Consider the following 23,048-nt stretch of genomic DNA (forward strand, 5'->3'; position numbering starts at 1 on the left):
CATGAAAATACAGTCACTTTTACCATTATTTTTTGTCCCGTTAGTTTTTAATGCACAGGCAAAAAAAGTAGCAACAGATAACCGCCTTACGACCGACCTTGATAAGATGGTTCAGAAAGAAGCTCTCACTTATATGCAGAATCCTGCACGCGTAGGACTTTCTATAGGTATTTTTAAAGATGGTAAAAGCTATTTCTATAATTATGGCACTACGGAAAGAGGAAAATCAGAACTTCCAACTTCCAAAAGTTTGTATGAGATTGCTTCCATTACCAAGACCTTTACCGGAACACTTCTGGCTCATGCTTTAGTGGATGGTAAAATTAAAATGGATGATGATATCCGAAAATATCTGGATGGGAATTATCCCAATCTTGAATTTGAAAAGCATCCTGTAACAATTGGTAATCTTACCAATCATTCATCAGGATTACCTCAGTTTTTGCCGGATCAGTCTGAAACATTCAAAAAGCCAATGGATTCTGTTGCCATGGCATTAGCTGATTTTTATAAAAGCTATTCAAAAAAGAAGTTTTATGAAGATCTTCATCAGGCAAAAGTAGATTTTGTTCCGGGAACAGACTATAAATATTCCAATGTAGGAACACAACTTACCGGGGATATCCTTGAAAAAGTATATCATAAAAGCTACGGAGAACTGCTTTCAGAGTATATTACAAAACCTCTGAAAATGAATCAGACCATTCTTGGTACGAATTCTGCACAGCTATTGACTTGTTATAACGAAAAAGGAAAGGTAATGCCCAGAAATTTCACAACCATCTTTGCGCCTGCCGGAGGAATTATATCCACTACGGAAGACCTTGTGAAATACATGCAGTATCATCTGGATGAGAATAATAAATATGTAAAAATATCCCATACTCCTCTTGTAAAAAGTGAGGGAGATGCTATTGGATTGTATTGGAGATTGCATACCTATGAAGACGGAGGCCAAGCCGTTTATCATACCGGAGGTACATTTGGCTTTTCAAGTGTGCTTCAGATTTATCCGTCAAAAAATATGGGAGTAGTCATACTTTCTAATGAATCAGATGGAGAATCTCAGGGGAAACTGCATGATATTGCAGATAATTTATTAAGAAATAGTAGTAAAAAATAAAGTTAAAAAATCGAATGAAGAACATTGCAGCGCTTGCGCTTATATCATCAATAGCTCTTGTATCTTGTAAAAAAGAAACAGCAAAAATAACGAAAGTAGATCCTAAAACCGGAAAAACAGTAACAGTGGAAGTTCCTGCTGATTCTGTAGCAAAAGTTTCAGAAAACCCGGCTATCAAAGATTCTGCGGGAGTTATCACACAGACTTTCAAATTAGAAAAAGGAAAGACATATCCTCTTACCACTTATCAGAGAGATGTAAAAACAATGACAGATCCTCAGGGGAAATCTATCACTGCAACCAGCGAATCTACAGATGAAATGAATTTTGTAGTGGATGACATTAAAGGAAATGTGTATGAAATGACTCTTAACCTTGTTGCCAAGAGAAATTCTCAGTCTGCACAGGGAAAAACGGTAGTAGTAGACACCAAGCTTCCTCTTCCTAAAGAAGATGACCTTAAAATGATCTGGAATGTAAACAAAGCACTTACTGGAAACAAACTTCAGATGAAGATGGATACGAAAGGGAATGTGATTTCTATTACAGGATTTGATGCTGTTTACACAAAAGTAGGTAACGCGGTGGGTACACTGATCAAAGACGCCAACGAAAAAGCCAGTGTAGTAGCCAGCCTTAAGCAATCATTCAATGAAAAAGTTCTGAAAGATCAGTTTCACAAAAATCTGATGATCATTCCTAAAAAAGGAGTGAAAATGGGAGAAAAGTGGTCAACTTCTGAGAATGCTGATGCGAGCGGAAGCGTAAAAGTAACATCGAATTATGTACTGAAAAGCTTAGGAAACGGAGCTGCAGAAATTGTAGTAACCGGAGGTATTCCTAAGAAAACAGAGAAGAAAGCTCAGGGGCCTATCACACACAGCCTGAGCAGTGAACTGGTTCAGAACGGAACCATTAAGTTTGACGAAAGCACAGGATGGATTACCAACCAGAATATCAACGTAAAAACAACTCAGATAGAAACCATTTCAGATGGAAAACAATCTCAGTCTATGAAGAGCGTTTCCAATTCTTCGGTAATGGTAAACCCATCTGCTAAATAACTGAAGTAAACATTCAGGGTTTATCATATCATTTTTAAACCCTGAACTTTAAATTTTTTAAATTATGAAGTACATTCTTGAGTTAGTACTCACTGCCATTATTATTTTCTTTGTCTGGAACATTCTGAAAAGAATTTTCTTTAAGACATTTTACAGCTATCGTTTCAATAATGATAACCAGAATAACAGACAGCAGGACCTACAAAACTCAAATAAGAATAACCAACAGAACCTTAACTGGGATGCAGAAACTGTTGACTATGAGGAGGTGAAAGAGAGTAATGACAAAAGGTAAAAATTCCAAGAAATAAAAGATAATAACCAGCATGGCAAAAAATAAAAACTTAATTTATATTGCAATTTCATTAGTAGTATTTATAGTTTTAGCATTTTTATATTCCACTCCTGTATTTTCAGGAAAACAACTTTTTCAGCACGACATTGTGCAGTACCGAGGAGGTGCAAAAGAACTGCTTGACTATAGAGCCAATACCGGAAATGAAACCTATTGGAGTGACTCCATGTTTGGGGGAATGCCGACTTATCAGATGGGAAGCCAGTTCAAAGGTGATATCATCAAAAAAATCGACAGCAATCTGAATTTCCTGCCAAGGCCGGTTAATTATCTCTTCCTGCTATTTGCAGGTTTTTTCCTTTTGGGAATGGTAGTGGTCAGAAACTGGAAGTATGCTCTTTTGGGAGCCACTTTTTTCGGGCTTTCCACCTATTTTTATATCATTATTGCGGCCGGACATAATGGTAAAGTAAATACCATTGAATACTTTGCACCACTGCTGGCCGGAATTTTACTGGTGTATATCAGAAAACAATATATCTGGGGGTTCATTGTCACGACCCTTTTTATGGGCCTTCAAATTGCTGCGAACCATCCTCAGATGACCTATTATCTGTTTCTTGCTTTAGGATTCTTATTCCTTTCTGAACTGATCAGAGCGATCCAGAAAAAGACACCAATGAAGCATTTTCTTATTTCGTCAGGAATTATCGCAGCATCATGTGTTATTGGGGTTGGAATGAATTCACAAAGAATCATGGCCAATTCTGAATACGTAAAAGAAACGGTTCGTGGAAAGCAGATTTTAGATAACGACAGCCATACTTCAGGTAAATCAGGAATGGATAAAGAAAGTATGCTGATGTGGAGCTATGGGCAACTGGAAACTTTAAACCTTTTCATCCCAAGATTAATGGGTGGTGGAAGTCAGGAACCTGAAGGAAAAGAAATTATGAACAGAGTTCAGGAACTGGTTCAGGAAAATGTAGGTTCACAGGCTGAAATGGATAGAATTTCCAAAGGTTTCAGCGGGGTAACCTATTGGGGAGACCAGCCAGGAACTTCAGGACCAGCCTATCAGGGAGCTATCGTATGTTTCCTTGCCTTATTAGGATTCTTTTTTGCTTCAAAAAAATACCGTTACTGGATTTTAGGTGCTTCCATCCTGACTATTTTGCTGGCCTGGGGAAGTAACTTCATGCCATTATCGGATTTCTTTATTGATTATGTACCGTTCTATAATAAATTCAGGGCTCCTTCTTCAATCTTAGTGGTAGTAGAATTATTATTCCCGTTAATTGCTATTCTGGGATTATACAGATTCTTTACAGACGAAAAGCTGACTGAAGAATACAAACAAAAAATCCTTCTTTATGTGGGAGGTGGAACATTAGGATTTTTATTGATTCTTTTAATCTTTGGAAAATCTTTATTAGGCTTTGCAACAGAAAACGAAAAGACTTATTTCCCTCCTTTCCTACTCGATTATCTTGTAGATGAGAGATATAAATTGTTCAGGGTAGATGCGATAAAAGCATTCATTTATGTAGCAATTACTGCAGCTGCGTTATTCTTAACTTTAAAGAAAAAGCTTAATCAGAATATTGCTTTGGTAGTGATTGGACTTGTAAGTTTATTTGATCTTTGGTCCGTCAACAAGCGTTATTTAAATGACGAAAATTATGTAGATAAAATCTTTGCCGAAAATCCTTTCCAGACCGAAAGCTCAGATCTGCTGGCTGAAAAAGTACAGGGAAACCCAAATCTGGAATCTATTTTATCCAATGTCAATATCAATAAAACATTGGAAACGATTGCAGAAAAAGACAAAACACACTACCGAATTTACAACCAGACACTGGGTGTAACCAGTGAAACCAACACCTCTTATTTTAAAGCTTCTATCGGTGGTTACCATGCTGTAAAACTAAGAAGATATGACGATGTACTGAATGAATACATCAATAATGTAGACAGTGTAAAAACACCTAATATCTTAAACTTATTAAATGCCAAGTACATGGTTTTCGGGGGACCAGAGCAACCACAGGTTGTCCCTAATCCAAAAGCCAATGGAAATGCATGGTTTGTAAGTGATTTAAAATTTGTAGATACTCCTAATCAGGAAATTAAATCTATCGGAACTATCGACAACAAAAAAACAGCTGTCATTGCTTCATCTGACAAATCATATTTTGACAATAAACCAGTTCAGGCAGATTCTACAGCATTTATCACTCTTACGAAATACCAGCCAAACGAACTTGAATTTAAATCTCAGTCGAAAACTCCACAATTGGCTGTATTCTCTGAAGTGTATTATCCTCACGGATGGAAAGTACTGGTAGACGAAAAAGAAGTTCCGTATATCAAAGCAGATTATTTACTTCGTGCAGTACATGTTCCGGCAGGAAACCACCATATCAGATTGGTTTTTGAACCGGAAGTGATTGAAAAAGGGAAATGGCTTTCGCTTCTTTCATTTGGATTATTTATCCTGTTGGCAGCATTTGGAATTTTCTGGATGAATAAGAACAAGAAAAAAGAGATTGTAGCTGAACAAAAAGCTTAAATAATATAATATTACCTATGATGTCATTCAGAATGACAAAGACCATTAAGTAAATAAATGGAACAAAAGAAAATATTGATTATCACCTATTACTGGCCTCCTGCGGGAGGTCCTGGTGTTCAAAGATGGCTGAAGTTTGCAAAATATCTGCCGGATTTCGGCTGGAAACCGATCATCTATACCCCGGAAAATCCCAGTTACCCATTGCTGGATGAAACGTTGATGAAAGATGTTCCGGAAAATATTGAGATGGTAAGAACCACAATCTGGGAACCTTATCAGCTGGCTGAAAAACTGAATAAGAGCAATAAAAAATTTAAAGCCGGACAATTTGATGTAGGAAAAAATCAGAGCTGGAAATCCAGACTTTCCATCTGGGTAAGGGGTAATTTTTTCATTCCTGATGCCAGAGTTTTCTGGGTAAAACCTTCTGTTAAGTTTCTGGAAAAATACCTGAAAGAAAATTCGATAGACACAATCGTTACTTCCGGCCCACCCCACTCTCTCCATTTGATTGGTTTAGGGCTTAAAAATAAAATGCCGGATTTGAAATGGATTGCCGATTTCCGAGATCCATGGACAGAAATTTCCTATTATAAACACCTGAAATTAACCAAAAGTTCAGATAAAAAACACCGCCAGCTGGAAAGTGCTGTATTTAAAAATGCGGATATCACGCTGGCAACAAGTTATACTGATGCGGAAAACTTCAGGAAAGCAGGAGCCAATGCGGTTTGTATTACGAACGGATTTGATGAGAGTGATTCTGATAATAATGTAAAAGGACAAATAAGTCAAGCATTTACCTTAAGTTATATCGGTGTTTTGGAACAACTCAGAAATCCTGAGAATCTTTGGAAAGCACTCGACGAACTGGTGAAAGAAAATGCTGAATTTGCAACTGATTTTAAGTTGAAATTTGTAGGAAGAATCGATGATAAAATCCTTCAGGCTATCGAAAGTTCAAGTCTGAAAAACCATATCCGGAATCTCGGATATCTTGCTCATGGGAAAGCTGTAGAAGAAATGCAGAATTCTGATCTGCTTCTTATAACCAATTTCCCGAATGAATCTTCAAAAGGAATTATCCCTGGAAAAATATTTGAATATCTCGCTTCAGGAAAACAGATCCTGTCATTCGGTCCGGATAGAGCTGATGTTGCAAAAATTCTGGAGGAAACCCAGGCAGGAAAACATTTCAGTTATCAGGATACAGAAACTGTCAAGAAATTTATTCTTGAAAAATATGAGCTGTGGAAAAATGGCAGCCTGATAGAAAACACTCAGCATATTGAGCAGTTCTCAAGAAAAAACCTGACCCGTCAGCTGACTGAAATTTTGAAATAAAAAAAAAGGAAGTTAGAAGCTGGAAGTTTATATTCCGCTTCTAACTTTTAACTTTTAACTTCTATATCGTCCACTGGTCATTTACCACCGCAATCAGATAATATTTACCCTGAAATTCTTCAAACACAAAACGAACTGTTTTCCAATCCATTTCACCGGACTTTTCAGTTCCTTTGATATAGTTTTCTGTGAAATCAGCTTTTGGATAAATCTCCTTTAAATTATTCAGGGAATTTCCTCCTCCAATAAATTTATTTAATGAATATTGGGAAACTGTAAAATCCTTAGAAAACACCCATTTTCCAAGATAATCATTGATCGTTGCTTTATACGGATCGCCTGAACCATCTTGTGCTCCCCAGGTAAACAAAGTTTTTGTAGGCTGATATTTTTCAAAATCTGCTTTGGAAAAATGTTTATCTTCCTTTACATTAACAAAAGCATACATTGAAAAACGAATTCCTTTTTCGGGATGAATCAAAGAAGTAAAGGTAGTATAATCTTTAGTCTTAAGTGATTTCAAAACCTCATCATTTGTCTGCTTTAAAACAACTTCTTTATTGTCATTATTCTGAACGGTGCCTGCACTGTCTGTTTTATTTTGTGCAATGGAATCTATCACATTGGGAACAGGTTTTCCTGCCTCTTTTTTACAGGCTACAGCCAGAACCAAAACAGCCAATGGAATAAGTAATTTTTTCATATTTTATATTTAGCAATTCGTAAAAAACACCAAAACTGATGCCAAGTGGTAAATGATGTAAAGAGATAAAGACTATGAGAGTTCATGAGTTATAGCTTCTCATTTTAAAAATTACATCGTACATTTGTTAGATGGAAATATTGGATATTCTCATTATCGGGGCCGGACCCATCGGTTTGAACTGCGCCCTTGAAGCTCAAAAAAACAATCTTAGTCATGTAATCATAGAAAAAGGAACTATTGTCAATTCACTGTACAATTATCCTTTATACATGCGTTTTTTCTCCACTGCGGAAAAGCTGGAGATTGATGAAGTTCCGTTTATTTCTACCGCTCCAAAACCGGGAAGACAGGAAGCACTGGAATACTATCAGGGCATTGCCAGACAAAAAAATCTGAAAATCAATCTCTATGAAAAAGTTCTGAATGTTTCTAAAAGGGATGAAATATTTGAGATCAAAACCGCCAAAGCAATCTATCAGGCTAAAAATGTAGTTATTGCTACCGGATTCTATGATATTCCAAACCTGATGAATATTCCCGGTGAAAATCTTCCGAAAGTTAAACATTATTATACGGAACCTTACCCTTACGCAAGACAGAAAATTGTTGTGGTAGGATGCAGTAATTCTGCTGTAGATGCAGCGTTGGAAACGTATCGGAAAGGAGCTGAAGTTACAATGATTATCCGTCATGCTGAGATTTCCAAAAGTGTAAAATATTGGGTAAAACCGGATATAGAAAACAGAATTGCAGAAGGCAGCATTAAGGCTCATTTTAATGCAGAAATGATCGAAATTAAAGAAAATTCTGTTGTTTTTAAAGATGAGAAAGGAGAAACACACGAAATTGACAATGATTTCGTATTGGCTATGACGGGTTATCTTCCGGATTTTGATTTCCTGAGAAATTCTGGTATTGAACTCAACGGAGATTGCCTGAACCCATTTTACAATCCTGAAACAATGGAAACCAATATTCCCAATCTCTATCTTGCGGGAGTGGTGTGTGGAGGAAAAGATACTCATCTCTGGTTTATTGAAAACTCCAGGATTCATGCGAATATGATCATCAGTTCGATTATTTCAAAATTTTAATCATAGACGGACTAATATATATTAAAAAGGCTTCGGGCAATTTCTACGAAATTGCCCGAAGCCTTTTATTTTAAAATTCATGAATCAAAAGCATTATATAATGTCTTCTTCAACTTTATTTTTATCCTTAAGCATCCACGGAATGATAAAGTAAAAGCCGATGGCAATAGCTGTGGCCAATACTCCAGTTCCGATCCAAAGGGTACTGAATCCTAGTTTTTCTGCAATCAGTGTTCCTATATAAGGTGTGATGATAAATGCAATGGAAAATGACATCCCGTTCAACCCCATGTAGGCACCTTTATTATTCTCTCCTGAGCGTAATGCGGTAATGGTTGACATAAAAGGAAGCGTCCATATTTCTCCTACACAAAGTAAGGTCATAGACAGCACAAGGGTAATCATACTATAATCGAAAGCCAGCATTGCATAAGAAACTCCACACAGGAAAGTCCCGATAAGCATGGTAAAAGCTAAAGTAAAATACTTTTCAGCAATCTGTACCAGTCCCATTTCAAGCAGCACAATCAGGAAACCGCTGTATCCCAGAATATACCCGATATTTTGCTGGCTCATATGTGCCGTATCTTTATAAAATATCGTCAGCGTACTGAACAACTGGAAGAAACATATGGAAAACAACATACAGAATACACAGTAAATCAAAAACTTACCATCACGATATGGAGAGCTTTCTTTTTTAATAACAATGGCTTCTTTTACCTTTTTCGCCTGCTGTTTAGCTAATCTAGCACGGTCTTTAAAGAACCAGATATACATCAGCCCTGCCAGCAAAGCAGCCAGCGCATTACTGAAAAACAGAAACTCATAAGAAATAGCAGATAAAATACCTCCCAAAGCGGGCCCGATAGAAAATCCAAGATTTACCGCCATTCTGTTCAGAGAGAAAGCTCTTGTGATATTTTCAGGTTTTGCATATTTGGTAATCGCCACCGAATTTGCCGGACGGAAAGTTTCACTGACAATACTCTGCGCTAAAATAATTCCCGCCAGACCAGCTTCCGTCGTAAAGAGCGGAATCATACAGAACAAAGGAACACTAAGAAGTAAGCTCAGACTCTGTACTCTGTATTCGCCTATTTTATCCGTAATCATACCTCCCAGCCATGATCCGATCACCGAACCTATCCCAAAAAAACTCAGTACAATTCCGGAATTTTCTATACTGAAATGTAAATGATTCGTCATATAAACTCCCAGAAACGGTAGTACCATAGAACCGGCCCTGTTGATGAGCATTACCAACGCCAGCATCCAACTCTCCTGCGAGAGTCCTTTGAAAGAACTCGTATATACGTTAATTAATCTCACAATAATATTTTGGGGAAATTTGAAAGTGCAAAATTAGATAAAAATAACCCAAAAGCCTGTATTTAAACCTCTTTTTTATAAATAACATCGATTAAAACAGAATAACATCGATAGCCTGAAAAAAATAATTTTTTAACACACAAAAACGAAAAAACTTTCGTGAAAATCGTAAATTGCAGTAACAACAAGGGTTTTTAAACTAAAACCATTTAAAAACATAATAAAAATCTAACCGATACTGAAGAATGGTAACCTACGAAAATTTACATGATACGCTATCTTTTTACAGTATTGACTGCCGGCAATCCTACTACATTTCTTCAGGAAAACCCATTTTTGAATTTCCAAAGGCTCCTTTCAGAATGGACTATTATGCTCTGTGTGTCTGTACTGCCGGAGAAATCAGTATTGAGATAGATCGTCAGGAATATAAAGTAGATGTTCATGATTTTCTTATTGCAGCCCCTTCCACAATTGTAAAATTTGGAAAAACCAGTGATGATTTCACAATGAAACTGTTGTTCTTTGACAAAAATTTTCTGATTAAAAATATTTCCAATCCTTTTATCATTGAAAAAATGAACCTTTTCTCTAAAGGTTCATACAACATCATCAAAACTACGGCAACAAATTCGTCACTGCTGCAAAATCTTCTGGATTATCTTGACAAAAAATCTCAAAAGGAAGGAAAGTTTACGGAAGAAATTATCCGTACCATTATTTTCAATCTACTGCTGGAGACCGCTGAGATTATAGAACAGGAAAACGCCGCAAATCCCGATAAAAAAGAAGAAGGAAAAAAAGACCTTTATCTTAAATTTGGTCAACTGATCAGAGAAAATATTACCAGAGAGCGAATGGTTCAGTTTTATGCGGATCAACTTCATGTTTCCAATAAATATCTCATTGAGATTATTAAAAAAGCAAGCGGAAAAACGCCTCATGAGGTTATTGATGAAGCTTTACTGAAAGAAGCTTATGTCATGCTCGGAAATCCCGATATGACGATTTCTGAAATTGCATTCGGGTTACAATTTAACTCCGCCTCGGCTTTCGGCCGTTTCTTTAAAAAACATACTACGCTTTCTCCATCAGAATACAGAATGAAAGAAAATATTCAGTCATGAGAATTTGGGGATAATAATTCTGAACTTGGGGATATATATCGCTTTTTGAATAGAGGTACCTTTATACTGTTAATTAAAAACAATAAAAGATGAGTACGATCAATTCAAAATTCGATAAAGTTTTAAAAGCCTCTGACCAGTTTGGAAATGTAAACCACGAACCGGATTCAAGTAAAGAAGTTCAGATTAACACTCCTGAAAAAACAATGCCTTTCTCCGATCAGATCGGAAACTATCAACGTAATAAAGGTATCCCCTTACAATCTTATGAAAACAGTAAAATTTATATTGTAGGAAGCGGAATTGCAGGGATGTCTGCCGCTTATTATTTTATCCGTGATGGCCGTGTGCCAGGTAAAAATATTATTTTCCTTGATCAGCTGAATGTTGAAGGCGGATCTCTGGATGGAGCCGGTAACGCAAAAGACGGTTACATCATCCGTGGAGGAAGAGAAATGGATATGACCTATGAAAATTTATGGGATATGTTCCAGGATATTCCAGCTTTGGAGCTTCCTGCCCCCTACAGTGTATTGGATGAATACCGTCTTGTTAATGACAACGACCCGAATTACTCTAAAGCAAGATTGATCCACAATCAGGGACAGATCAAGGATTTCAGCAAATTCGGACTTGAGAAAAAAGATCAGCTGGCGATTGTAAAACTGCTGTTAAAGAAAAAAGAAGAGTTAGACGATCTTACCATTGAAGATTATTTTTCTGAATCTTTGCTCAACAGTAATTTCTGGTTCTTCTGGCGTTCTATGTTTGCCTTCGAAAACTGGCACAGCTTACTGGAACTGAAACTGTATATGCACAGATTCCTTCATGCCATTGATGGAATGAAAGATTTCTCATGTCTGGTATTCCCAAAATATAACCAGTATGATACCTATGTAACTCCATTAAAAAACTTCCTGGTAGAAAAAGGAGTGCAGATTCAGTTCAACACGTTGGTAAAAGACCTTGATATTCATATCAATACAGAAGGAAAAACGGTAGAAGGAATCATCACTGAACAAAATGGAGAGGAAGTAAGAATACCGATTAGTAAAGATGATTATGTTATCGTAACTACCGGTTCTATGACCGAAAGTACTTTCTACGGAGACAACAATACTGTTCCCGAAGTTACCATAGACAACAGCAGTGCAGGACAAAGTGCAGGATGGAAACTTTGGAAAAATTTGGCAGCAAAATCCGAAGTGTTCGGGAAACCTGAAAAATTCTGTAGCCATATTGAAAAATCTTCATGGGAATCTGCTACATTAACCTGTCGTCCTTCAGCTTTTACAGAGAAACTGAAAGAATTGTGTGTGAATGATCCGTATTCAGGAAGAACAGCTACAGGAGGTATTATTACCATCACAGACTCTAATTGGGTAATGAGTTTTACCTGCAACAGACAGCCGCATTTCCCTACTCAGCCGGATGACATCCTTGTAGTTTGGGTATATGCTTTACTGATGGATAAAGAAGGTAATTACATTAAAAAAACAATGCCTCAGTGTACCGGAAACGAGATCCTGACCGAGCTGTGTTATCATCTGGGAATAAAAGACCAACTTGATAATGTGATAGAAAATACCATTGTACGTACAGCATTCATGCCTTATATCACTTCTATGTTTATGCCGAGAGCGATGGGAGACCGTCCGAGAGTCGTTCCTGAAGGATGTACCAACTTAGGTCTTGTAGGACAGTTTGTAGAAACCAACAATGATGTGGTCTTCACTATGGAAAGTTCTGTAAGAACTGCGAGAATAGCCGTTTATAATCTTCTTAATCTTAATAAACAGGTTCCGGACATCAATCCGTTGCAGTATGACATCAGACATCTACTGAAAGCGACTCAGGCTTTGAATGACTATAAGCCTTTCTTAGGTGAAGGAATTTTAAGAAAAATATTAAAAGGAACTTATTTTGAACATATCCTTGTCAACCGTCCTGAAGAAAAAGAAGAACATGAATCTTTCCTAACCAGATTTCAGGAATGGGTAAAAGGAGTAAAAGATTAAAAGATTAAAAGACTAAATATAAATCTCATGGATTTTAAAAATATTACGATAGCAGGAAGTGGTGTATTAGGATATCAGATTGCCTTCCAGACTGCCTATCATGGCTTCAAAGTAACCGTATATGATATCAATGATGAAGTATTGGAAAAAGCCAAAGGTAAATTCACCGCTTTAAGTGAAGCTTACACAAAAGACCTGGGGGCAACACAGGAACAACTTGATGTCACCTTTAAAAATATCAGCTATTCATCTGATCTTGCCGAAGCGGTAAAAGATGCCGATCTTCTGATAGAAGCAGTTCCTGAAGATCCAGCCATTAAAACGGAATTCTACCATAAACTGGCTCAGGTAGCCCCTGAAAAAACAGTATTTGCAACGAATTCTTCCACCCTGCTTCCAGGTCAGTTTGCTGAGGATACAGGAAGACCAGAGAAATTTGTAGCCCTCCATTTTGCCAATGAAATCTGGAAACATAATACCGGAGAGGTAATGCGCCATCCGGGCACTTCTCAGGAAGTATTTGATTCAGTCATCAAATTTGCAAAAGATATTGGAATGGTTGCCTTACCTATCCAGAAGGAACAACCTGGATATATTGTCAATTCATTATTGGTGCCGCTGCTTGACGCTGCAGTCAGTCTCTGGGTGAATGAAGTAGCAGATGTAGAAACAATTGACAAGACCTGGATGGTTGCTACCGGAGCACCAACCGGCCCATTCGGAATTCTGGATGTTGTAGGAATTACAACCGCTTATAATATCAATAAAATAGAAGCTGAAGAAACTCAGGATCCATTAAAGATCAAAGCTGTAGAAAAATTAAAAGAAGAATTTATTGATAAAGGAAAACTGGGAGTATTGACAGGGGAAGGATTTTACAAATATCCTAATCCTGCTTACCAGGACAAAGACTTTTTGACATAGAATCCTGAACTTCAAATTTTAAGCTATAAAATAAAATCAGGACTTCATTTGGAGTCCTGATTTCGTTTATAAAATTGTATGTTGGAAAACGCAAAGACGCAAGTTTAATTTTTTAAACCGTTTTAAGACGCAAAGATTTTATCTCCGATAAAATTCCATGCAGCTTATTCCTGGTGATCAAAATGATGATTGATTAAATATTACACTTGCCGGAACTCTTTGATTTCTCTGCGCCTTAAACATCCACCATATATAAAATTCTTAGCACCTTCGTTGTCCAACAAAAACAAAAAAGCAGAACTCCCAATGAAGTTCTGCTTTATGTTTATTATTTATTTCTGAAATTATTCAGGTTTATAAGAATCTTTCAGTGTTACTGTACGGTTAAATACCAGCGTATCTTCTGTAGAATCCTGATCTTTTGTAAAGTATCCGATTCTTTGGAACTGTAAGGGTTCTCCCACAGCAACTTCTTTCAGGCTTTGCTCAGCAAATCCTTTTACCGTTGTTACAGACTCAGGGTTGATGAAGTTTAAGAAATCTACATCTTTTTCTGCATCAGGCTGTTCCACTGTAAACAGTTGGTTGTAGATTCTTACTTCTACAGGAATAGCATGTTTCGCAGATACCCAGTGTAAAGTTCCTTTTACTTTTCTCAAGCTTTCCTCTGTTCCGCTGCCTGATTTACTCTTCTCATCATAAGTAGCGTAGATCGTTGTAATCTCACCATTTTCGTCCTTCTCTACTCTTTCAGCTTTGATGATGTATGCAGATTTTAAACGAACTTCTCCTCCTAATTTAAGTCTGAAGAATTTATTGTTGGCTTCTTCTTTAAAGTCTTCACGTTCAATATAGATTTCCCTTGAGAATGGTACTTCTCTTGTCCCTGCATTTTCCTGTTCAGGGTTATTTTCAGTTTCTAACCATTCTTCCTTGTCTTCCGGATAGTTTTCGATCACTAATTTCACGGGATCTACAACTGCCATCACACGCTTGGCAACCTTATTCAGATCTTCGCGCACACAGAAATCAAGCAACTGAATTTCAATAAGATTTTCTCTTTTCGCTACTCCCACTTTTTCAATAAAGTTTCTGATAGAAACAGGAGTAAATCCTTTTCTTCTCATCCCTGAGATCGTAGGCATTCTAGGATCATCCCATCCGGTTACCACTCCTTCAGCTACCAGTCTCTGCAGCTTTCTTTTGGAAGTAATCATATAGGAAACATTCATCCTTGCAAATTCTCTCTGCTTGTTTTTCACCTTTCCTTCTTCATACACCTGATCCAGATACCAGTTGTACAATGGTCTGTGGTTTTCAAACTCCAGAGAACAAAGTGAATGTGAAACCTGTTCAATATAGTCAGATTCACCATGAGCCCAGTCGTACATCGGATAAATTTTCCAGGCTGTACCTGTTCTGTGGTGAGGCTTATTCAAAATTCTGTACATCACAGGGTCACGCATATTCATGTTAGGCGAAACCATGTCGATTTTTGCACGAAGAGACATCGAACCGCTTTCAAATTCTCCGTTTTTCATTCTTTCGAATAAATCTAACGATTCTTCAACAGGACGGTTTCTATATGGAGATTCAATTCCCGGTTCTGCAGGATTTTTTCTTTGCTCCGTAATCACTTCAGACGGCTGCTCATCTACATAAGCTTTTCCTTCTTTAATTAACTGAACTGCCCAATCGTAAAGCTGCTGGAAGTAATCGGATGCGTACAAAACTTTATCCCATTTGAAACCCAGCCATTCAACGTCTTTCATGATAGAATCTACAAATTCCTGTTCTTCTTTTTCAGGATTCGTATCGTCGAAACGAAGGTTTACGGGAGCATTGTATTTTTCACCCAGCCCAAAGTTGATGCAGATCGCTTTAGTGTGTCCTACATGCAGATAACCATTAGGTTCAGGTGGAAAACGGAAACGGATCTGATCTCTTTTCAGACCGTTTGCCAAATCATCTTCTATAATTTGCTCAATAAAATTGAGTGATTTTTTTTCTTCTTCCATTAAAGTAGCTTTTATTTTTTAGCAAAAAAAGTTTCACAAAGTTACGGAAAAATAAGCTTTTGTAAAAGTGGTAATTTAAAAGCCTGACCTGTTGTATTTCAATAATTTTCACTAATTTCGGGAAGCTAGTACCATTTTAACCCATTATCCGTCATGGCAGTTTATATCTTAAGCAACCGGAAAATTATCAGACATAAAGGTGAAAGAGTAGATTCTTTTTCCAATGAAGAATACTCAATTCCTAATTTCAGGATCGCCAAATGTGATTTTGACGATGATACAGAACCTGCTGCACAGGTCAAAAAGAAAAAAGACTATACCAACAGAAATATTTTAAATTACAAGCTTTTTTCTGAACCTGAAAAACAGGGCTATGGAGAAGTTTTAGATGTTCTGTTAAGTGAAAAAGGAATTAAAAAATCCTCTCTTACAGCCAATAATCTTGGCGGAACCCAACGAATGTTTTATGAACTGTACAAGAATATGTCTTCTACCAAAGACAGAAGTGACGTTCTGATATTCATTCATGGTTATCTGTATGATTTTGATGATGAATTAAAGGCTATCCTCGATCTGAAGAAAATATTCATTGATAATCCCGCGTCTCCTGTAGAGCATATTTTATTTGTAAGCTGGCCTGCCTCCGGCAGTATGATCCCGCTGAGCTATTTTGATGATAAGGCTTCAAGCATCAATTCCGGAACATCTCTGGTGAGATTGTTTTATTTCTACACTCAGTTTTTAAAAGATATCTTTTCCAACAGGGATCTTGCACCCTGCAATCAAAGAATACATCTTATGGCTCATTCTATGGGAAACAGAGTGCTTCAAAGCATGCTATACAGCCTTAAAAGGGAAAATATTCTTCGTGTTATAGATCAGGTTCTCCTGCTGAATGCTGATGTGAGCTATAAAGTATTTGAAGATTCGGAGAATTCATTTAATAAACTACCATTATTAGCCAACCGGATTTCCATTTACTTAAACAGACAGGATATTATTCTGGGAGCTTCTCAGTTTACGAAAAATATTCTTACCCCAAGGCTTGGTAAAAACGGACCAAGTGATATTGATCATTATAAAGATATTGTGTCTGTTATTGACTGTACTTTCGTAAAAGATGATTTGCTTGACAGCTTTAAATATGAAGTAGGAAATCATTGGGGATACCTCTCAAGCTCTCAGGTACAGAAAGATATCTTTCAAAATTTGTACGGGGTCGACAGAAATCTTATCACTAAAAGGTCTAAAGATAGTGAAAACATTTTCACAATTAATTCTTAACAAATAATTAAAATACTCCCTGAAAAATGAATTATACGTTAAAAATTAGCTAAAAAACATCAGTATGGCACAATGATTGCTAATTCATTTGTTAGGGAATTACAATTTTTAATTATGGGACAGATTAAAAAAAGGTTTTCTAATATATTGAACTATATAAAGAAAGCTATTTTCGTAAAAGATGTGATTTAATTGTGTAACAACCTCTAAATCAACAAAATATTCGATTCGTAACTGCCAGGTCTTCCTACAGACCGGATTAAAAAAATTCAAATACGCTGAACAGGAAGGGATTGCCAGGTTAAAAAACTGAGACCAACCAAATTCATATTCAATACTATCTAAATATTTCAGAGGAATTGTTAAATATTATTAAATAATTCCCAACATGTTGTATAATTCAAAAAAGTTATCGACATTTACTTACCAATCAAACAAAATCTATACCATGAAAAATTTAAAGAAAATCAAAAGAGGAGAATTGAAAACCATCAAAGGAGGAAGACCACCTCTTGGATGCAACAGCTGGAATCCGGTTGCGATGTGCTGCCGATCATGGGCACCAGACTATTGTGGTCAGACTACCTGCCCGGATTCACCTCCACCATTATGCTAATTAATTGCTAACATTTACTTTTTGAACCAAAGCAGCTCATTTCTGAGCTCCAGATCGGATTCAAAATTATTTACAAATAAAGCTCCAGTGCCTAAACCTTGAGGCATTGGATTTTTTTTGGTAAAAGTATATTGAGCAATGGCATTCAAACCAATATTACTTTCTAAAGCAGATGTAATCCACCAGCCGATATTCTGGTTTTCAGCAAGAGAAATCCATTCATCTGAACCTGAAAAACCTCCTACCAATGCAGGCTTCAAAATAATATACTGAGGCTGTATTTTTTCTAAAAGCTGTTTCTTTTTCACTGGATCAATAATTCCGATCAGTTCTTCATCCAATGCAATCGGAGTAGGTGTTTTCGAACATAACTCAACCATATCATCCCAATTTCCGGCCTTGATAGGCTGTTCAATAGAATGAATATGAAGATCTGCAAGCTGTTGTAAAACAAGTAACGCTTCTTCTTTACTGAATCCTCCGTTAGCATCCACACGAAGTTCGAGCTGATCTTTAGAAAACTTTTCTCTTAATTTCTGAAGAATAACATGCTCAGATTTCCAATCAACACCAATTTTTAATTTAATGCAGTGAAATCCTTTATCCAGTTTTTCCTGGATCTGTTCTTCCATATACGCAGCATCCCCCATCCATATCAGACCGTTGATGGTAATAGCGGATTTTTCCTCGGTAAATTCACTGGGAAAATAAAGGCTGTCTCCATATTTCAAATTCTGAATAGCCTGTTCATATCCAAACCAGATAGAAGGAAATTCTTTAAGTTCCTCCTTTAAAAAAACGCTGTCCTGATTGATATTTTTACAAAGCCATTGCAGTTTTTCTTCATAATCGGGTCTGTCATCAAAACTCAGTCCTCTGAAGATTGCACATTCCCCCACTCCTTTTCTTCCTTCTTCGGAAATTGTCAGAATAAAAGTCTCTTTATCAAGCAAAACGCCGCGAGATGTTCCACTCGGGCGTTTAAATTGTAATAAATATTGTAAATACTTTGCTTCCATTTATTTCACGCTGTCAATACGCATAAATTCTTCAGCTTTTTCTACCATTTCAATACTTCCGCAGAAGAAAGGTATTCTCTGGTGAAGTTCTGTAGGTTCTATTTCCAGAATTCTTCTGAATCCGTCTGTTGCTTTTGCTCCGGCTTGTTCAGCAAGGAATGCCATTGGATTACATTCGTATAATAATCTTAGTTTTCCATTTGGAGCCTGTGAATAAGAAGGATAGATATAGATTCCTCCTTTCAGCATGTTTCTATGGAAATCTGCTACTAACGAACCGATATATCTTGAAGTGTAAGGACGGTCACCTTCTTCCATCTGACAATATTTAAGATAATTTTTTACTCCCTGAGGAAATTTGATATAGTTTCCTTCATTAATGGAATAGATTTTACCTGTTTTTGGGAAAGTCATGTTAGGATGAGAAAGATAATATGTTCCTAAAGACGGGTCTAATGTGAATCCGTTTACTCCATTCCCTGTTGTGTAAACAATCATGGTAGACGAACCGTAAATAACATATCCTGCAGCAATCTGATTGATCCCTTTCTGTAAAAAGTCTTCAAGCTGTACAGGTGTTCCCGGCTCTGTAACTCTTCTGTAGATAGAGAAAATAGTTCCTACGGAAACATTAACATCAATATTGGAAGATCCGTCCAAAGGATCAATCAATACAACATATTTGCTTAAATGTCCGTTTTCACCACATTTAATATCAATAAAGTCATCATTTTCCTCAGAAGCAATACCACAAACAACCTCTCTCTGAGATAAAGCCGTAATAAAAATTTCATTAGCAATCACATCCAGTTTCTGCTGTTCTTCTCCCTGAATGTTCTGGTTTCCTGCAGCACCTGTAATATCTACAATTCCGGCTTTATTTACTTCTCTGTTTACCACTTTCGAAGCCAATCTTATTGCACTTAGAAGACGAGAAAATTCACCTGTAGAATACTGAAAATCGTCCTGTTTATCTATAAGAAATTCTCCTAAAGTCTGTAATGGTTGATTTGACATATTTTTCTTTTTACGTTTTGCCCAAATTTCGGAAAATTTATCGCATTAAGAAAATTTAATTAAAAAAGAGATTAAGCACTGTATGTCAACACAATACAAGTAAAAAACAATATAATTCCAGGTCTTTATTGAAAATTGTACGCCCGAATTTGTTGGCTCAGACCCACAAAAAAATTAAATTATTTCATTATTTGTTGATTTTAAGGAAATCTTAATTCTATCTCCGCGCTAGGCTATTTCATATCTCGTTGTAAATTTATAATTTTGACGTCCGTAAAAAGCTCATGCAATTTTTTATCTAACAATTTTATTTTTAACAATTTAATGAAAATTTTCAAGTTTGGTGGAGCATCGGTAAAAGATGCAGACAGTGTAAAAAACGTGTCCATGGTTCTAAAAAGCCAGGGATTTGCCAAATGCTTGCTAGTCATTTCAGCAATGGGCAAAACGACCAATGAGTTGGAAAAAGTTGTAGAACTTTATTTCAAAAAGGACAACTATCAAACTGAAATTGAAAAGATAAAACGAAAACACATGGAGATTGCGGAAGGACTTTTTCCGGAAAATCATGCCGTTTTTGCTGAAATCGATCTGTTCTTTGATGACATTGATTCTTTCCTGAGAAGAAACAAATCTCCTAACTACAACTTCGTATACGATCAGGTGGTAAGCTGTGGAGAAATGATTTCTACTAAAATTGTGAGTGAGTATCTGAATGAAATTCAATTTACGAATCAATGGCTGGATGCCAGAGATTACGTAAAGACAGATAATTCTTACAGAGAAGGGACGGTAGACTGGACAAGAACGGAAGAATTTATTTCCAATCTTAATCCGGAAATCTGCTATGTAACGCAAGGATTCATTGGTTCTGACGACAATAATTTTACGGTAACATTAGGAAGAGAAGGTTCTGACTACTCTGCTGCTATTTTTGCTTACTGCTTAAATGCTGAAGCAATGACGATCTGGAAGGATGTACCTGGAGTAATGACAGGAGATCCCAGAAAGTTCAATGATGTAACTCTTCTTTCCAACATCTCTTATGAGGAAGCTATTGAAATGGCTTATTACGGAGCAAGTGTTATTCACCCGAAAACATTACAGCCCCTACAGCAAAAAAACATTCCTTTTTATGTAAAATCTTTCGTAGATCCTACCAAAGAAGGAACAAAAGTAGGTGCTTCTGACAAAAATCAACAGGAAGAATCTTATATTCTAAAAGAAAACCAGGATCTTTTGAAAATCTCTACCAGAGACTTCTCTTTTATTGCAGAAGATCATATGAGCCTGATTTTTGGATATTTATCCAAATACAAAATTAAAGTTTCCCTGATGCAGAATTCTGCAATCTCTCTGGCATTGTGCCTTGAGGATAAATTTAATCATATTGATGAGCTCAATGATGAGCTTCAAAAAATTTTTAAAACCGAAGCAATTAAAAATGTATCTTTATTCACAGTAAGAAATGCGAAGAAGGATCACATTGATAAATTTTACCATGAAAAAAATGTATTATTGGAACAAATCTCCAAGAATACTCTTCAAATGGTAACACAATAATATTAATTGCGACTAAACACACATGAGTTTAATTTCGAAAAACGATCTGATCAAAGCTTCCGGCTTAAGTAAACTTGGGTTCCTCAAGAACCCGGTAGCATCTGCTGTGATGAGCATTGCTAAAATAAACGAAGTAAATAAATTATACGATAAATTAAAAGACAAGGAAGGCAAAGATTTTTTCGACTCATTTGTGAGAGAAAGAAACCTAAGCTATGTAGCTTTTGAAGAGGATCTGGCAAAGATTCCGAAAACGGGGCCATTTATTCTGGTTTCGAACCACCCACTGGGTGCTATTGACGGGATTCTTATGTGCAAGATCTTATCTGAGGTTCGTCCGGATTTCAAGGTAATGGGAAATTTCCTTCTGGAAAAGATCAAACCTATGGAACCGTTTGTAATCGCTGTAAATCCTTTTGAAAACAGAAAAGAAGCGTACAGCAGTTCTTCGGGAATGCGTGAAACCCTCAAGCATTTGCAAAACGGAGGCTGTGTAGGTATTTTCCCGGCAGGAGAAGTTTCCAACAAAAACAATCCTTACGGAGAAATTTTAGATAAAGAATGGGAAAAAACGGCACTTAAGCTTATCAGAATGGCTAAAGTTCCTGTAGTTCCTATGTATTTCCATGCTAAGAACAGCAGACTTTTTTATCAGGTGGCTAAACTTCACCCGAATTTACAAACATTGATGCTTCCTGCTGAAATGATGAATGACAGGGAAAAACCTATCAGAATCAGAATCGGACGTCCTATTACCGTAAAGGCAATGGATGATATGGAAACAATTGAGGAATTGGGAGAGTTTCTGAAACGTAAGGTTTATATGATGAAATCTTATTATGAAAAAAGAAAATCTCTTGCCCAAAGTATCAATCTTCAGAATTTATCTGTCAAATTTCCTTTATTGAAGGAAGAAAATATTGTTCAGAACATTATTGATGAAACGCCTCTGGAAGACATTATTAAGGATGTTGATAAACTGAGAGGAACTGATAAAATGCTTTTCAGTAACGGAAATTATGAGATCTACTTTACGACTTACGAGGAAATCCCATCTATTATGAGGGAAATCGGACGTCAGAGAGAGCTTACTTTCCGTGCTGTAGGGGAAGGAAGCAATCTTCCGTTTGACCTGGATGAGTATGACAAGCATTATCATCACCTGTTCCTTTGGGACAATGGTGAGAAAAAACTGGCTGGTGCTTACAGAATGGCATTGGGTAGAGAAGTCATGAAGAAATATGGCATCAAAGGCTTTTATACAAGCTCTTTATTTGAGTTTGAGCAGGACATTCACCCTTTCTTCAAAAAGGTGATTGAAATGGGGCGTGCATACATCTGCCAGGAATATCAGCAGAAGCCACTTCCACTCTTCCTTTTATGGAGAGGAATTGTACATGTATGCCTGAGAAATCCTGACCATAAATTCCTGATGGGTGGTGTGAGTATCTCCAACAAATTCTCGGAATTCTCAAAATCACTGATGATTGAGTTCATGCGTTCTAATTATTTTGATTCTGCAGTAGCTCAATATATCACTCCAAGGAATGAATATAAAGTAAAGCTTCGTGACAGGGATAAAAACATTTTCTTTGAGGAAATGGAGTCTGATTTGAATAAGCTGGACAAGATTATTGATGATCTTGAACCTGAATTGAGGCTTCCTGTTCTGATCAAGAAATATATTAAGCAAAACGCTAAAGTAATTGCGTTTAATGTGGATCCTAACTTCAATGATGCAATTGACGGCTTAATGTATATCCGAATCAGTGATCTTCCGGAAAACACGATTAAACCGGTATTGGAAGAGATGAGCGAGCAGATCAGAAAAGAGCAGGAAAATAATCCGGCTGATAATCAGTAAGTTTTTAACTTTATTCAAAAAAAGTACGATGAATACTTGCTTTGTATATTAAAACTTACTACTTT

18 protein-coding genes are annotated in these 23,048 nt (G+C 36.7%); 13 read left to right on the forward strand and 5 right to left on the reverse strand.

Features of this window, described 5'->3' with window-relative positions; all coding sequences use genetic code 11:
• Position 1 precedes the first annotated feature (1 nt).
• From FB551_RS11455 to FB551_RS11475, 5 genes are all read left to right on the forward strand, one after another.
• A complete protein-coding gene (locus FB551_RS11455; protein WP_142017561.1) occupies positions 2-1,123 on the forward strand; it encodes a serine hydrolase domain-containing protein in 1,122 nt (373 codons plus the stop codon).
• 14 nt (positions 1,124-1,137) lie between these two features.
• Complete coding sequence (locus tag FB551_RS11460; RefSeq protein ID WP_142017563.1) at positions 1,138-2,187, forward strand: DUF6263 family protein; 1,050 nt, start codon at positions 1,138-1,140, stop codon at positions 2,185-2,187.
• A 64-nt stretch (positions 2,188-2,251) separates the two neighbouring features.
• A complete protein-coding gene (locus FB551_RS11465; RefSeq protein ID WP_047434099.1) occupies positions 2,252-2,482 on the forward strand; it encodes a hypothetical protein in 231 nt (76 codons plus the stop codon).
• A gap of 31 nt (positions 2,483-2,513) precedes the next feature.
• Complete coding sequence (locus FB551_RS11470) at positions 2,514-5,054, forward strand: YfhO family protein (RefSeq protein WP_142017565.1); 2,541 nt, start codon at positions 2,514-2,516, stop codon at positions 5,052-5,054.
• Positions 5,055-5,111: 57 nt separating this feature from the next.
• Entirely contained in the window at positions 5,112-6,401 is a 1,290-nt protein-coding gene (locus FB551_RS11475) for a glycosyltransferase family 4 protein (protein ID WP_142017567.1), read from the forward strand.
• A gap of 61 nt (positions 6,402-6,462) precedes the next feature.
• On the opposite strand, the gene FB551_RS11480 is transcribed toward FB551_RS11475, so the two are convergent.
• Positions 6,463-7,104, reverse strand: a complete 642-nt coding sequence (locus FB551_RS11480; RefSeq protein WP_142017569.1) for a hypothetical protein — start codon at positions 7,102-7,104, stop codon at positions 6,463-6,465.
• Between the two features lie 131 nt (positions 7,105-7,235).
• Between FB551_RS11480 and FB551_RS11485 the strand changes: the two genes are divergently transcribed.
• Positions 7,236-8,201, forward strand: a complete 966-nt coding sequence (locus FB551_RS11485) for a YpdA family putative bacillithiol disulfide reductase (RefSeq protein WP_142017571.1) — start codon at positions 7,236-7,238, stop codon at positions 8,199-8,201.
• 93 nt (positions 8,202-8,294) lie between these two features.
• On the opposite strand, the gene FB551_RS11490 is transcribed toward FB551_RS11485, so the two are convergent.
• Positions 8,295-9,476, reverse strand: coding sequence for an MFS transporter (locus FB551_RS11490; protein ID WP_142018105.1), 1,182 nt, complete (start codon positions 9,474-9,476; stop codon positions 8,295-8,297).
• Positions 9,477-9,778: 302 nt separating this feature from the next.
• Between FB551_RS11490 and FB551_RS11495 the strand changes: the two genes are divergently transcribed.
• From FB551_RS11495 to FB551_RS11505, 3 genes are all read left to right on the forward strand, one after another.
• Entirely contained in the window at positions 9,779-10,660 is an 882-nt protein-coding gene (locus FB551_RS11495; protein WP_142017574.1) for an AraC family transcriptional regulator, read from the forward strand.
• An 89-nt stretch (positions 10,661-10,749) separates the two neighbouring features.
• Entirely contained in the window at positions 10,750-12,678 is a 1,929-nt protein-coding gene (locus FB551_RS11500; RefSeq protein WP_142017576.1) for an oleate hydratase, read from the forward strand.
• 27 nt (positions 12,679-12,705) lie between these two features.
• Complete coding sequence (locus FB551_RS11505) at positions 12,706-13,602, forward strand: 3-hydroxyacyl-CoA dehydrogenase (RefSeq protein WP_142017578.1); 897 nt, start codon at positions 12,706-12,708, stop codon at positions 13,600-13,602.
• 344 nt (positions 13,603-13,946) lie between these two features.
• On the opposite strand, the gene FB551_RS11510 is transcribed toward FB551_RS11505, so the two are convergent.
• Complete coding sequence (locus FB551_RS11510) at positions 13,947-15,620, reverse strand: glutamine--tRNA ligase/YqeY domain fusion protein (RefSeq protein ID WP_142017580.1); 1,674 nt, start codon at positions 15,618-15,620, stop codon at positions 13,947-13,949.
• Between the two features lie 153 nt (positions 15,621-15,773).
• Between FB551_RS11510 and FB551_RS11515 the strand changes: the two genes are divergently transcribed.
• Both FB551_RS11515 and FB551_RS23265 read left to right on the forward strand, forming a co-directional pair.
• Complete coding sequence (locus FB551_RS11515; RefSeq protein WP_142017582.1) at positions 15,774-16,904, forward strand: alpha/beta hydrolase; 1,131 nt, start codon at positions 15,774-15,776, stop codon at positions 16,902-16,904.
• Between the two features lie 448 nt (positions 16,905-17,352).
• Complete coding sequence (locus FB551_RS23265; protein WP_156121559.1) at positions 17,353-17,520, forward strand: bacteriocin-like protein; 168 nt, start codon at positions 17,353-17,355, stop codon at positions 17,518-17,520.
• A gap of 14 nt (positions 17,521-17,534) precedes the next feature.
• On the opposite strand, the gene menC is transcribed toward FB551_RS23265, so the two are convergent.
• Together menC and fbp are read right to left on the reverse strand one after the other, a co-directional pair.
• Positions 17,535-18,539, reverse strand: a complete 1,005-nt coding sequence (menC, locus tag FB551_RS11520; RefSeq protein ID WP_142017584.1) for an o-succinylbenzoate synthase — start codon at positions 18,537-18,539, stop codon at positions 17,535-17,537.
• Positions 18,540-19,556 carry a class 1 fructose-bisphosphatase gene (gene fbp / locus FB551_RS11525; protein WP_047434129.1) on the reverse strand — a complete coding sequence of 339 codons (1,017 nt, stop codon included), beginning with the start codon at positions 19,554-19,556 and terminating at the stop codon, positions 18,540-18,542.
• Positions 19,557-19,880: 324 nt separating this feature from the next.
• Here fbp and FB551_RS11530 point away from each other — a divergent pair, with 324 nt between their 5' ends.
• Positions 19,881-21,119: an aspartate kinase gene (locus FB551_RS11530; RefSeq protein WP_047434132.1), complete on the forward strand. Its 1,239-nt coding sequence runs from the start codon at positions 19,881-19,883 to the stop codon at positions 21,117-21,119.
• A gap of 22 nt (positions 21,120-21,141) precedes the next feature.
• Positions 21,142-22,983, forward strand: a complete 1,842-nt coding sequence (locus FB551_RS11535) for a lysophospholipid acyltransferase family protein (RefSeq protein WP_047434134.1) — start codon at positions 21,142-21,144, stop codon at positions 22,981-22,983.
• Positions 22,984-23,048 lie beyond the last annotated feature (65 nt).

The sequence above is a fragment of the Chryseobacterium aquifrigidense genome, from assembly GCF_006716485.1.
Classification (GTDB): domain Bacteria; phylum Bacteroidota; class Bacteroidia; order Flavobacteriales; family Weeksellaceae; genus Chryseobacterium; species Chryseobacterium vietnamense.